Source organism: Finegoldia magna ATCC 29328 (genome assembly GCF_000010185.1).
Lineage (GTDB): Bacteria > Bacillota > Clostridia > Tissierellales > Peptoniphilaceae > Finegoldia > Finegoldia magna_H.
The window spans coordinates 1,255,035-1,268,138 of sequence record NC_010376.1 but is presented as its reverse complement, the minus strand read 5'-3'; the positions used below and the strand labels follow the sequence as shown (position 1 = coordinate 1,268,138).

Annotated in this window: 12 protein-coding genes, 1 tRNA gene and 1 riboswitch; of the genes, 11 read left to right on the top strand and 2 right to left on the bottom strand. The window is 31.7% G+C overall.

The window, feature by feature from the left end; genetic code table 11:
* Window positions 1–4 precede the first annotated feature (4 nt).
* The 7 genes from FMG_RS06140 to metK all read left to right on the top strand — a co-directional run bounded on the left by FMG_RS06140 (window position 5) and on the right by metK (window position 6,767).
* Entirely contained in the window at window positions 5–622 is a 618-nt protein-coding gene (locus tag FMG_RS06140) for a V-type ATP synthase subunit D (RefSeq protein ID WP_002837256.1), read from the top strand.
* A gap of 88 nt (window positions 623–710) precedes the next feature.
* Window positions 711–1,064, top strand: a complete 354-nt coding sequence (locus tag FMG_RS06135; protein ID WP_012290863.1) for a hypothetical protein — start codon at window positions 711–713, stop codon at window positions 1,062–1,064.
* Between the two features lie 82 nt (window positions 1,065–1,146).
* Entirely contained in the window at window positions 1,147–2,883 is a 1,737-nt protein-coding gene (pepF, locus tag FMG_RS06130) for an oligoendopeptidase F (RefSeq protein WP_012290862.1), read from the top strand.
* A gap of 11 nt (window positions 2,884–2,894) precedes the next feature.
* Window positions 2,895–3,266 (top strand): VOC family protein, encoded by a 372-nt coding sequence (locus FMG_RS06125; protein WP_012290861.1) that lies wholly within the window; start codon window positions 2,895–2,897, stop codon window positions 3,264–3,266.
* A 1-nt stretch (window position 3,267) separates the two neighbouring features.
* A complete protein-coding gene (locus tag FMG_RS06120; protein ID WP_002839932.1) occupies window positions 3,268–4,182 on the top strand; it encodes an ABC transporter ATP-binding protein in 915 nt (304 codons plus the stop codon).
* Complete coding sequence (locus FMG_RS06115; RefSeq protein WP_012290860.1) at window positions 4,182–5,390, top strand: ABC transporter permease; 1,209 nt, start codon at window positions 4,182–4,184, stop codon at window positions 5,388–5,390. Before FMG_RS06120 ends, FMG_RS06115 begins: the two co-directional genes overlap by 1 nt.
* A 56-nt stretch (window positions 5,391–5,446) precedes the next feature.
* Window positions 5,447–5,542, top strand: a riboswitch (SAM riboswitch).
* Between the two features lie 46 nt (window positions 5,543–5,588).
* The gene (metK, locus tag FMG_RS06110; protein WP_002839923.1) at window positions 5,589–6,767 is read left to right on the top strand and encodes a methionine adenosyltransferase; all 1,179 of its coding nucleotides are present in this window, start codon (window positions 5,589–5,591) and stop codon (window positions 6,765–6,767) included.
* A gap of 96 nt (window positions 6,768–6,863) precedes the next feature.
* Here the strand turns inward: metK and FMG_RS09705 are convergent.
* Window positions 6,864–6,960 (bottom strand) — tRNA-Sec (locus FMG_RS09705).
* Between the two features lie 118 nt (window positions 6,961–7,078).
* The gene (gene selB, locus FMG_RS06105) at window positions 7,079–8,956 is read right to left on the bottom strand and encodes a selenocysteine-specific translation elongation factor (RefSeq protein ID WP_012290859.1); all 1,878 of its coding nucleotides are present in this window, start codon (window positions 8,954–8,956) and stop codon (window positions 7,079–7,081) included.
* 368 nt (window positions 8,957–9,324) lie between these two features.
* Between selB and FMG_RS06100 the strand changes: the two genes are divergently transcribed.
* Genes FMG_RS06100 through FMG_RS06085 form a run of 4 tightly spaced genes read left to right on the top strand, consistent with a single transcriptional unit; the run spans window position 9,325 to window position 13,104 of the window.
* Window positions 9,325–9,810 carry a complex I 24 kDa subunit family protein gene (locus FMG_RS06100; RefSeq protein ID WP_002837203.1) on the top strand — a complete coding sequence of 162 codons (486 nt, stop codon included), beginning with the start codon at window positions 9,325–9,327 and terminating at the stop codon, window positions 9,808–9,810.
* A gap of 17 nt (window positions 9,811–9,827) precedes the next feature.
* Window positions 9,828–11,708, top strand: coding sequence for an NADH-quinone oxidoreductase subunit NuoF (locus tag FMG_RS06095; RefSeq protein WP_012290858.1), 1,881 nt, complete (start codon window positions 9,828–9,830; stop codon window positions 11,706–11,708).
* A 5-nt stretch (window positions 11,709–11,713) separates the two neighbouring features.
* Window positions 11,714–12,640, top strand: a complete 927-nt coding sequence (locus tag FMG_RS06090; protein WP_002837246.1) for a 2Fe-2S iron-sulfur cluster-binding protein — start codon at window positions 11,714–11,716, stop codon at window positions 12,638–12,640.
* An 8-nt stretch (window positions 12,641–12,648) separates the two neighbouring features.
* Window positions 12,649–13,104: a ferritin-like domain-containing protein gene (locus FMG_RS06085; protein WP_002837310.1), complete on the top strand. Its 456-nt coding sequence runs from the start codon at window positions 12,649–12,651 to the stop codon at window positions 13,102–13,104.

The window sequence follows — 13,104 nt, the reverse complement described above, 5'->3', positions numbered from 1 at the left end:
TTGTATGGCAGTTTATAAGATGACTCCTACTAAGGGGAATTTAATAAAAGCTAAAAAGACGTTGGATTTTTCCAAAAAAGGTTACAATCTTTTGGACAAAAAAAGAACTGTACTCATTAAAGAAATGATGGGTCTTATGAAAAAAGCACAAACGCTTCAAGATTCCATCGAAAAAGAATTCGACGAAGCCTACGAGCTTTTAACAGAAGCATCCATAACTGTTGGAACTGATAGACTTGAAGAAATTTCCCATTCGATTAGTCACGAAAAAGAATTCGATATAATTTATAAGTCAGTAATGGGAGTTGAAGTTCCAAACATTGTATATCCAAAATCAAAAGCCGAAGCACAATATGGTTTCTTCAGAACTAATGCCTCATTCGATAGGGCTGTTCTTGCATTCAACAAAATCAGAGAAACTATATATGAATTGGCTGAAATGGAAAATGCAGTGTACAAATTGGGTAAGGAAATCAAAAAAACTCAAAAACGTGCCAATGCGTTGGATAAAATACAAATTCCAAAATACGAAAAATCCATCAAAGATACTGAAGATATCTTAGCAGAAAAAGAAAGAGAAGAATTCTTCAGATTGAAGATGGTCAAAAAGAAAAAGAAATAATTTTCGGTTGGGCAGTTGATTTGCCTGACCGTTTTTTTTTGTTATAGTATAGATATAATAAATCAATGTATAAAGAGGAGATAAGAATATGTTAAAATTCATAGCACAATGTATTTGGTGGCAAGATATTAGAAAGCCAAAGAAAATTTCTGAAAATATTTTAAGAATATTGTATATTGCATTGGAATTATTTATCAGCTGGTTGTTGATAATATATTTGACAAATTTCAGCTTGAATAAAGTTGTTTATGTGATTTTGTCTGTTTATGTAGTGTTATCTTTGTTGACTTTTGGAGCTATCAGGTCATACTTGCTTGAGATTTCTGAAGACAAACTTCTTTTATCTTGGGGGTTTTGGATTTTAGGATGGCCGCTTTCTTTAATCGGGTTATTCTTTTTAGCTTTTAATAAAGAAAATATTTTGAAAAAAACTGAAAAATAATTTTAGGGAATTCTAAAACGAATTCCTTTTTTTGTTTGTGATTGGTAGGTGTTTGAGGTATTATATAAAGAGAGGTGATTTTATGTGTAATTGGGATTTGTCCAAGATGTATAAGGACAAGAACGAAATCGAAAAAGATATTAAATTAGTTAACGAAAATATTAATAAAATTGATGAATTGAAGAAAAATGAAAAGGATAACTTCATAGAAATATTGGATTTACTTTTCGAAACTGACAGAGTAATGGATAATTTGTACACTTACGCTTCAATGAAAAAGGATGAAAATAGCAAGGTTTCTGAAAGTGTCAAATTGGAATTGGAATTATCATCATTGTATAACAAGCTACAATCAAGATTTTCTTTTGTTGAACCATTTGTTTTATCATTAAAAGAAGATGAACAAGACAAACTTATCAAAGAAAATCCAAGTTATGAAATATTCTTCAAGAAGATTTTGAGATTTAAGGAACACACTTTATCTGCAGAAGAAGAAAACATTATTTCACTTATGAGTGAAGCGATGTCAAGCCCTCACAATGATTTCTACAGTTTACAAAACACAGATATGGAATTTCCTTATGTAGAATCTATTGGTGAAAAGCTTACAAATGCTAATTTTGTTCCATTATTATCTAAGCTTCCACGTGAACAAAGAAAAGAAGTTTTTGAAAAATATTACGATGAATTAGCAAAGTACAACAATACATTTGGATCTACTTTGTATGCAAATATCAAAAATTTGGTTATACTATCTAAAATCAAAAAATACGATAGTGCAAGACAAATGGAATTATTCAACGACGATGTTGAAGAAGTTGTGTACGATAATTTAATTGACATTGTGCACGAATACTTGCCATACATGTACAAATACTACAAGGCAAGAACAAAATTGTTAGGATTAGATGAGCACCACATGTACGATGTTTATGTTCCATCTACAAAAGGTTTTGACCGTGAAATCCCATTTGAAGAAGCAAAGAAAATGGTTATAGAAGCTGTAAAACCAATGGGAGAAGAATATCAATCTATCATGAAGAAGGCTTTTGAAGAAAATTGGATTGATGTTTATCCAAAAGATGGCAAGAAACCAGGCGCTTACAGTTGGGGATCATACGATTCTTATCCATATATTTTATTAAACTACACAAATGATGTTGATTCTGTGTTCACTTTGATTCACGAATTGGGTCATTCAATTCATTCATATTATTCAAGAGCTAATAATGAGTTCAAATATGCAGGCTACACTATATTTGTTGCAGAAGTTGCAAGTACTTGTAACGAAATGTTGTTGTTGGATTATATGATTAAAAACGCTAAGAATGACGATGAAAAATTATACTTGTTAGATCATCACATCAACTCATTTAAATCAACAATTTTCAGACAAACTATGTTTGCAGAATTTGAAAGAGAAACTCACAAATTAGTTGAAGAAGAAAAAGCATTAACTGGAGAGGATTTCAACGAAATTTATCTTAACTTAAACAAAAAATACTTTGGAGATAGCGTTGTATCAGATGATTTGATTAAGTACGAATGGTCAAGAATTCCTCATTTCTACACTAATTTCTATGTGTATAAGTATGCAACAGGTCTTAGCTCATCATCAATCTTGTCACAAAAGATTTTGACGGGTAATGAACAAGATTTGGAAAATTATAAGAATTTCTTGAAAGATGGTAACAAAAACTATCCTCTAGTACAACTTAAAAACGCTGGAGCAAACATCAAAGATAAGGAAGTTTTGAGAACTGCTTTTGAAGTTTTTAAAGAAAAAGTATTAGAATTTGAAAAAATTGTCAATAAATAAAGGAGAAATTCATGAAATATAAATCATTACACACATGTATCAGAGTAACTAATTTGGAAAAATCAATAGAATTTTATGAAAAAGCTTTAGGGATGGAAGTTACTAGCAAAAAAGATTTTCCAGAAGATGAATTCACACTTGTGTATATGACAAGCGATCACAATTACGAAATCGAATTGACTTATAACTACGGAAAAACAGATTATACTCATGGAGATTTCTACGGCCACATGGCTTTTGAAGTTGAAGATTTGAAAAAATCACACGAATATCACAAATCTTTGGGTTATGAAGTTGATGAATTAGGTGGACTCGAAGGTGTTGCAAAATTTTATTTCATGAAAGATCCTGATGGTTTCAATATAGAAATAATCGGTAAATAGTATGAATCTTGAGTTAAAACATGTGAACAAATCTTTTGGAGATAACAAAGTTTTAACCGATATTTCATTTAAAGTTGAAAGCGGACGTGCTTTTGGGTTTTTGGGTAGAAATGGAGCCGGCAAAACTACAACTATGAGAATCATTACAGATGTTTTGAGTGCTGATAGTGGGCAAGTTTTGATTAACGGCTCTCCCATTAACTACAATGAAGTAAATATCGGATATCTTCCAGAAGAAAGAGGATTGTATTCCAACGAAAAAGTGTTCACCCAATTGTATTATTTTGCAAGGCTTAAAGGAACAGACAGAAGAAGTGCTCTTCAAAATGTAAGATATTGGTTGGATAGGTTTGATTTGGCAAAATACAAGAACAGAAAATTATCCACTTTATCAAAAGGATTGAGACAAAAGGTCCAAATTATTTCGGCTCTGTTAAATGACCCAGATATTTTGGTTCTTGATGAGCCGTTTTCTGGACTTGATCCAATCAATGCCCATGAACTAAAATTGGCTGTTGGAGAATTTATACAAAACCAAAAAATTGTTATATTTTCCAGCCATTTGATGAGTTATGTAGAAGAATTCTGCAGAGATGTTTGTGTTATTGAAGAAGGTAGAATTATTTTGAATGGCGATTTGAATGAAATCAAAACTTCCATGGCTGAGAAGAAAATGCTACTTAATGCAAATAACATGGGAATTTGGGAATTAAAAGAATTATTAGAATCAGAAAACTTGATTTATCCAGATGCTGTTGTCAGAGAGTTCAAACTTTTGGTTAGACTTACTGAGAATGTAACGAAAGAAGACATATTGGAATTTATGATGCTTAATCAAATCGACATCAATTGTTTTAGTCAATATGAACCAAGTCTTCAAGATGTTTTCGTGTCAAAGGTTGGTGTTAGAGAATAATGAAAAAATTCAGCAGAGTATTTAATTTTGAATTTAATTCCATAATAAGACACAATTCGTATTTGATAGCGACATTGGTGATTACAGTATTGGTATTTGCTTTGTCATTCTTGCCAAGGTTTATGCCATCTATTTTCAATAACACCAATAGAGGTGCAAACAAAAATGCAACTGTAGATATCAATGCACTTACATTTAAAAACACTTGCATTTATTCATCTAACAGTGAAATTGATGTTGAATATTTGAAGACTATAATGGGACTTGAAAGTAAAGATGTGCTTACATCTGAATCTGATGTAAAAAAAGCCGTAGAAAGTGGTGAATACAATATCGGATTTGTAGTAGAAACTCCAACAAAGTTCAATTCTTATATCAAAAATAAAGAATTTATGGACGATCATTCCGAAAGATTCACGAGAGCTTTGGAAAAGTACAATTACGACAAAAGTTTAATTAACAATGGAGTAGACCCTGGAATAATTGAGAAAAATTCTAAAGCAAAGATAGATTTTACAGAAAAAGTTTTGAACAAAGACAGGTCACATTCATTTGTATTTTCAATAGTTTTTGTTATACTTTTCGATTTAATGATATTGTTCTACGGTAGTGTTATGAGTAACAATATTTCTAGAGAAAAAAAGGACAAGACTATTGAGGTGCTTTTATCATCTGCAAAACCAAGTGTATTTGTGTTTGGTAAGCTTTTGAGTTCAGCAGTTTTGGGATTAATCCAATATTTCATATTTATTTTTGCGGGAATAATTGGAATATTTTTCAACAAAAACTACTATCCAGAAGGAATATGGACATTTTTCACCAATACTTTGAGTCTCAAATTCTTGTTGACGATACTTTTGTTTGTAGTGTTTGGGTTTGTCTTGTATTTGATTTTGTTCCAAATTCTAGGACTTGCTGTCAAGAGAGCGGAAGAAGTTAATTTTCTAATAGTTCCAATATTCTTGGTATTAGTTGGTTTATTTATCGTGATAATCAATTCGTTAGGAAAAGACAGCGATATTTTGATTAAAATATTATCTTTTGTTCCATTTTCATCAGCAACCTTGATGCCCGTTAGATTTTTATTGAATGATGTGAAACTATTGGAAATAGGAATATCATTCGGATTGATGCTTATTGTCATAGTTTTATTGTTGATAAGAGCTATAAAAATGTATCGTAAGAGCGCTATGGAAAATATTGATTAAAATACTTGACAGAATAAGAAAATAGTGGTAATGTATTATACGACAATTTGATAATTATCTTATTAAGAGTAGTGGAGGGAATGGGCCCTATGAAACTCAGCAACCTATTAAATTAGGTGCTAAATCCCACAGGAAATCCTGAAAGATAAGTTTACACATCCTTACCTTTTCAGGTGAGGATTTTTTTATGGAGGTATTATGAAAAACATATTTTTAACATCTGAATCAGTTACTGAAGGTCACCCAGACAAAGTTTGTGACCAAATTTCTGATGCAATATTAGATGCTATTATTAAAGAAGACAAAGATGCAAGAGTTGCTTGCGAAACTTGTTCTACAACTGGACTTGTTATGGTAATGGGAGAGATTACTACTACAAGTTATGTAGACATCAGATCAATCGTTAGAAAAACATTGGCTGAAATTGGATATGATAATGCTGATTATGGTATTGATGCAAGAACATGCGCAATCATAACTTCATTAGAAGAACAATCAAAAGACATCGCACAAGGTGTTGATGAATCTGAAGAATACAAGGACAATAAATCTGACGAATACGACAGATATGGTGCAGGTGACCAAGGAATGGTATTTGGTTATGCAACTAATGAAACAGAATCAGGATTGCCATTACCATTGGAATTATCACACAAATTAGCAAGAAGACTTGCAACTGTTAGAAAAGAAAAAATCTTGAATTATTTGAGACCAGATGGGAAAACTCAAGTAACTGTTGAATATGAAAACGACGCTCCAAAAAGAATTGAAGCTATCGTAGTTTCAACACAACACGACCCAGATGTTGATTACGAACAATTAAAAGAAGATATTAAGAGAGAAGTTATCTTGAAAATCGTTGATGAGTCAATGATCGACGAAAATACAAAATTCTTCATCAACCCAACAGGAAAATTCGTAATCGGTGGACCAATGGGAGATGCTGGACTTACAGGAAGAAAAATCATCGTAGATACTTATGGTGGATTCTGTAATCACGGTGGTGGAGCATTCAGTGGGAAAGACCCTACAAAAACTGACAGATCAGCAGCATATTTTGCAAGATATATCGCAAAAAATGTCGTAGCAGCTGGACTTTGCGACAAATGTGAGGTAGGTTTCTCTTATGCAATTGGAGTTGCAAAACCAATCAGTATGTTCATCAACACATTTGGAACAAATAAAATAGAAGAAGAAAAAATTATTCAAGCAATAAATGAAAACTTTGATGCAAGACCAAAAGCAATCATCGACAAATTGGATTTACAAAGACCAATCTACAGAGAAGTGGCAAGCTACGGACATTTCGGACGTAATGATTTGGATTTGTCATGGGAAAAATGTGACAAAGCAGAAGCTTTGAAAAAATATTTATAAAATAAAAATCAGTGAATGTTGAAATATTTCAACGTTCACTGATTTTTTAGTACTCCAAAAAAAATAGATAGCTAAATTTAGCTATCTATATATGTATGGCGGGAAATGGTAGGAATCGAACCTACCCGGGCAGCTCCTAACTACCTGAGACGGTTTTGAAGACCGCAGGGCACACCAGCACCCATCAATTCCCAAATACTTTAATATTATACCAAAAATACATGCAATTTACAAATTATTTTACATCTAATTCACAAAACTGTAACAAATTTCTTAATAGATAAGGCTTCGCAGTGCAAAGCCCTATTCTATTATTTAAAATCTTTTACTTTAACTCTGTCGTTTTCGATCCTCTTAGTATACCCTTTGATATCTAGTGTTTCCAAAAGTGTGATTGCACTTTTTCTGGAGATATTGAGCATGTCCTTGAGTTCTTTTACATTCAAAGTTTTGTTCTTATTGAAGTGATCATCGACAGTTTTAATAAATTTGTCATAGCATTTCTTGGAAATCAAAAAGTTATCTCTTAAAATTACTACATCTTTTTGTAATAAAATTCCCAAAATCGTCTTGTCTTTTTGGTTGTGGACAACATTGTCTATCTTTAATAATTTGTCGAATTGATTTTGGCAAATATCTTGAAGCATTTTTTTTCTGATTTTTTCGTCTTCATCACTTAATTTAACTTTGTGACCTGTAGAGGAAACTATACCACTTTCTTCAATTAAAACTTCTTGGTCGATTAAATCTTTAATCATGTAATTAAAGAAAGGTCTGTCATCATCTAGTTGTAATTTTTTGAGAAGTTCTTCTTTATTAATTCCAGGCAATAAAGGATTTGTTTTGTGGAATGAAATTACAAACATTTTTAATTTTCCTAATAATTTTAGGTAAGCTTCTTTTTCCAAGACTTTGTCGTTTCTAATTACAACTTTATCTTCTTGTTTTAATCCGTCCAATTCCTTTAAAACTTTGTCTTTTGATTCAGAAGAGTAGAATACCAAATCATCGATTTTAGTAGGGAAAATCTCATCTTGTAGATAATTTAAAATAATATCTTTGATTTTTCCTTCTTCTTTTATTTTAAGATTTTCGATAATTTCTTCATCAAATAATTTATGTTTTCTTACAGAACCATCAATTATAATACCACCACCGATTGTAACTTGTGGTGAAAATTGTCTCAAAATAAATGGATCGGATGTTTTTGCATAAATTTTTTCTTCAAGTCTGATCTGAACAAGAGCTTGAGTTCCCGGTTGAATCACTTGCTTATCAAGAGGAACAACTCTTCCGAATATTTCTTTCGTACCGTGGAATAACCTAACTCTGTCCCAGTGATTTAAAGGAGAAGCACTTTCTAATAGTGTAAGTCTAACATCTATCATATTGAAAGCTTTTAGTGAGTTTTTCTTCGCGATTACAAAACCTCTGTCAATTTCATCCAAATTTAGATTTATATTCAAAGCAACCCTTTGTGATGGGTGAGCGACATTTACATTTTTATTGTGAACTTGAATATTTTTAATGTTGATATCTTTTTCTATTGGATAAATAAAAGATTCTCCCTTGTGGATATCTCCATCCAATAAAGTTCCTGTAACAACCGTTCCAATTCCTTTTACGTTAAATTTTCTGTCGATATTCATTCTGTAATCTCTCTCGGCATGCTTTTGCTTTAATTTTTTAGATTCAGAATCTATCATTTGAATTAAATTATCTATTCCTCTTTTTGAAATAGAATCTACTTCGCAAATAGGACAATTTTCAAGGAAAGTTCCTTTGACTAATTCTTTAACTTGTTCGACTGTTTTTTCTGTTTCTTCATCAGTTGCCAAGTCCCTTTTGGTTAACACGACAATTCCTTCAGTTTTATTCAAAAACCTAAGTATATCCAAATGCTCAACTGTTTGAGGCATAACGCCTTCTTTACAGTCGATACATAAAAGAATCATATCCATACCAAAAGTACCAGTCATCATATTTTTTACAAACTTTTCGTGACCTGGCACGTCAATTATTCCAGCTCGTTGACCACTTGGAAGATCAAAATAGCTAAAACCTAAATCGATAGAAATTCCTCTCTTTTTTTCTTCCGGTAGTCTATCAGTGCTATTTCCGGTTAAAGCTTTTATTAATGTAGTTTTTCCATGATCAATATGGCCAGATGTACCTATAATAAAATCCATATAACCTCCAATTAATTTACTATTTTATATTATATCATATTTCGTTATATTCCGAAAAAATAAGGAAATTATTTTCATAAATTATTTGAACGTCAAAATAATTTACAAAGTTAAAACACTTAACGCTAAAAAATATCAATTACTTTAACAATATATTAAAGATAAATATATATATAATGCACTTCAACGAATAAGTATACTATAAAACTGAGAAAAAAGAATGAATACTAAAATGATAATGAATATTAATTTACATATTTAAGAAAATGCTAATTTACTTTAGCCAAAATAAGTGGTATAATTAAAAATATAAAAAAGAATATAATTTTCATAACAACAGGAAAACAATTTTTTATAGGGGGATTTAAATGAGTTTTACTTTTGACTTAAAAGAACATGCTGAACAAGTCGAAGAATTTCGAGAATTTGTAAGAAGCAAAAAGGATATTAAAGGTCCTTTGATGCCGGTGTTGCAACATGCACAAGATGAATTTGGATATTTGCCAAAGGAAATTATTACTACAATTTCAAAAATATTGGATATTCCTTTGTCAGAAATTTATGGTGTAATAACTTTTTATGCACAATTTTCATTAATTCCAAAAGGAAAATACGATATTCAAGTTTGTGAAGGAACTGCATGTTATGTAAAAGGTGCTCAAAGAGTTTCTGAAAAATTACAAGAAATTTTGAAGATTCCTGCAGGTAGCACTACTGAAGATCAAAAATTTTCTATCACACCTTGTAGATGCGTTGGATTGTGTGCATTAGCTCCAGTTATTGTTATCAATGGAGATGTCTACGGTAAGGTAGCTGTCAATGAATTAGAATCTATAGTTAGTAAATATAATTAGTTATTAGGGGATTTGTTATGAATATTGAAAAACTTAACGAAATAAGAGATGAGTTTGCAAAAAATATTAAAATGCGTGAGCTCGTAAAGGATAAAATATATGTTGAACATACTAATCCAAAAGAAAAGCAAATAGTTGTATGTGGTGGAGCTGGTTGTGAAGCTACAGGTGCTAAATCTTTAATTGATGAGTTCAATAAGTATATCGAAGAAGAAAAGATTGAAAACGTGGTTGTAGTTCCAGTAGGATGTATCGGACTTTGTGAAACTGGTCCTAACGTTGTTGTATATCCTGAAGGAATTTTCTACACAAGGGTTAAATTATCAGATGTCAAAAATATCGTCGATAAATCAATTGTAAATGATGAAGTTGACGAAGATGTGGTTTACGAAAATGCAAAACAAGACGATAAGATTTTAAAATACAACTCAGTTGATTTCTACGATAAGCAATATAAAATAGCTTTAAGAAATGTAGAAAAAATCCAATTAGAATCTTTAAATGAATATATTGGCGCAGATGGATATCAAGCTTTACATAAAGCAATTTTCGATTTAGACCAAAAAGACATAATTGATGAAATGAAAAAATCTGGCTTAAGAGGCCGTGGAGGAGCAGGTTTCCCTACTGGTAGAAAATGGGAATCAGCGTATAAAGTAGAAAATAGTCAAAAATATGTTATTTGTAATGCCGACGAAGGAGACCCTGGTGCTTTCATGGATAGAGCAATTCTTGAAGGAGACCCTCATTCAGTATTAGAAGGTATGGCTATATGCGGTAGAGCTATAGGTGCAAATCAAGGTTTTATCTACGTAAGAGCGGAATATCCAATTGCGGTTAAAAGATTGAGAATAGCAATTCAACAAGCAAAAGAAACGAATCTTTTAGGAGATAATATTTTCGGATCAGACTTCTCGTTTGATATTGAATTGAGATTGGGTTCAGGTGCTTTCGTTTGTGGTGAAGGTACTGCATTGATGGAATCTATCGAAGGTAGACGTGGTATGCCTCGTACTAAAATATTCAGAACAGCTGAAAGAGGATTGTGGGATAAACCAACAATCATTAACAATGTTGAAACATTTGCTAACGTTCCAGCAATCATGTATAGAGGTGCAGATTGGTTTACAAGTTTTGGTACAGAAGGTTCACCAGGAACTAAAGTATTCGCTTTAGGTGGTAAAGTTGTAAATACTGGTTTGGTAGAAGTTCCAATGGGATCAACTCTAAGAGAAATCATATTTGATATCGGCGGTGGAATTAAAGACGGCAAGAAATTCAAAGCTGTTCAAACAGGTGGTCCATCTGGTGGATGTATTCCAGAAGAATTCTTAGATACTCCGGTTGATTTTGAATCATTGGCAAAAATCGGTTCAATTATGGGATCAGGCGGAATGATTGTAATGGATGAAGATGACTGTATGGTTGACATTGCTAGATTCTTCCTTGAATTTACTGTAGATGAATCTTGCGGTAAGTGCGTTCCATGTCGTGAAGGTACCAAGAGAATGCTTGAAATCTTAGAAAAAATAACTTCAGGAAAAGGTGAAGATGGAGATATTGAAGCGCTAGAAGATTTGTGTGATACTATTACATCTGCTTCACTTTGTGGTCTTGGACAAACAGCTCCAAATCCTGTAATTTCTACATTGAAATACTTTAGAAATGAATATGAAGCTCATATTTACGATAAGAAATGTCCAGCTCATGCATGTAAAGCACTTCTATCATACGAAATTACAGACAAATGTATAGGATGTACAAAGTGTGCCAAGAATTGTCCTGTAAGTTGTATAGAAGGAGCGGTTAAAAAACAACACGTTATCGACAAGTCTCAATGTATAAAATGCGGTAATTGTGAAACTGTATGTCCTGTTCACGCAGTAGTTAGGAGATAGATAGTATGATTACTGTAACTATTGATGGAAAGGTAATTCAAACTGATAAACCCAAATTCATTATTGAATTAGCGAGAGAAAATGGGATTGATATTCCGAATTTATGTTACGATAAAAATTTGGATGTAGTGAGTGCATGTAGACTTTGCTTGGTCGAAATAGAAGGTAGCAAAAAATTAATGACAGCTTGTTCTACTTTGGCAAAAGACAACATGGTTGTTCATACAAAAACTGATAGGTTAATTAAGCATAGACAAAGAATTCTTCAAATGTTGTTAGATTCTCATCCGAATGATTGCTTAACTTGTCAAAAATCTGGTGAATGTCAATTGCAAAAATATTCTTATGAATATGGCGTAAAATTCAGAGAACATGACGGAGCAAGAAGAGAAAAGTTAGTAGATGATTCTTCACCATATATCATTAGAGATGATAGCAAGTGTATATTATGTGGTAAATGCGTAAGAACTTGCAATGTCATGGATGATAGAAAAATCCTTAACTTCTCAAATAGAGGATATGAAACAAGAATTAATTTAGATATTAATGATACATTTGAATCTTCTTATTGTATTTCTTGTAATAGATGTGTAGTAGCTTGTCCAGTAGGAGCATTGATGGATAAGAGGGCTATGAATTTAGGAAGAAAATGGGAATTAGAAACAAAGAAAGTTCAATGTAAAGTATGCGAATACGGTTGTGAATTTGAAGTTTTGAGAAAAAACGGCAAGAATATTGCACTAAGAGCATTAAGCCCAGAAAATGGCAGACCACTTTGTTTAAAGGGTAGACTAACTACAGAACTGTTAAACGTAGATAATCCAAAACAACCTTACAAAAAAATTGGCGGTGAATTTGTTGAAGCAAGCTGGAATAATGTATTAGGTTTGGATAAGATTTTGAAAAAAATAGAAAAAATAGATAATAAATAGGTGAGATAATGAATAGAGAACAATTAATATCAATTATAGACGATGCTGTAAACAGAGAAGACGATTCATATACATTTTACAAAGATGCAGCTGAAAAAGCAGAAGATCCACAAACAAAAAGTCTTTTTGAAAGACTTAGTAAAGAAGAATTAAAACATAAAGATTACTTACAAAAATTCTTAGAAACAAAGGCAGAAACAATTAAAATTGATGATAGCGAAGACTATAATTTATCACAAGACATTGATAGACCAAGAATGACTACAGAAATGAATTTTACAGATGCTATCAAATTAGCTATAAAAAGAGAAGAAGAAGCTATGCAATTATATGCTGATATAGCAAACTCTTGCCTAGATAAAGCTGAAAAAGATATTTTTGCTGGTTTATCTAAAATGGAGAAAATGCATAAAACTGAACTAGAAGAAATATTTTTGAATGTAGGATTTAACGAAGTTTGGTAG

Bases quoted from the DNA above. Each gene is read 5' to 3' on its own strand.
- FMG_RS06115 (WP_012290860.1), top strand. From the start codon at position 4,182: ATGAAAAAATTCAGCAGAGTATTTAATTTTGAATTTAATTCCATAATA.
- selB (WP_012290859.1), bottom strand. From the start codon at position 8,956: ATGGATTTTATTATAGGTACATCTGGCCATATTGATCATGGAAAAACT.
- FMG_RS06135 (WP_012290863.1), top strand. From the start codon at position 711: ATGTTAAAATTCATAGCACAATGTATTTGGTGGCAAGATATTAGAAAG.
- FMG_RS06085 (WP_002837310.1), top strand. From the start codon at position 12,649: ATGAATAGAGAACAATTAATATCAATTATAGACGATGCTGTAAACAGA.
- FMG_RS06090 (WP_002837246.1), top strand. From the start codon at position 11,714: ATGATTACTGTAACTATTGATGGAAAGGTAATTCAAACTGATAAACCC.
- FMG_RS06125 (WP_012290861.1), top strand. From the start codon at position 2,895: ATGAAATATAAATCATTACACACATGTATCAGAGTAACTAATTTGGAA.
- FMG_RS06095 (WP_012290858.1), top strand. From the start codon at position 9,828: ATGAATATTGAAAAACTTAACGAAATAAGAGATGAGTTTGCAAAAAAT.
- FMG_RS06140 (WP_002837256.1), top strand. From the start codon at position 5: ATGGCAGTTTATAAGATGACTCCTACTAAGGGGAATTTAATAAAAGCT.
- FMG_RS06120 (WP_002839932.1), top strand. From the start codon at position 3,268: ATGAATCTTGAGTTAAAACATGTGAACAAATCTTTTGGAGATAACAAA.
- FMG_RS06100 (WP_002837203.1), top strand. From the start codon at position 9,325: ATGAGTTTTACTTTTGACTTAAAAGAACATGCTGAACAAGTCGAAGAA.
- pepF (WP_012290862.1), top strand. From the start codon at position 1,147: ATGTGTAATTGGGATTTGTCCAAGATGTATAAGGACAAGAACGAAATC.
- metK (WP_002839923.1), top strand. From the start codon at position 5,589: ATGAAAAACATATTTTTAACATCTGAATCAGTTACTGAAGGTCACCCA.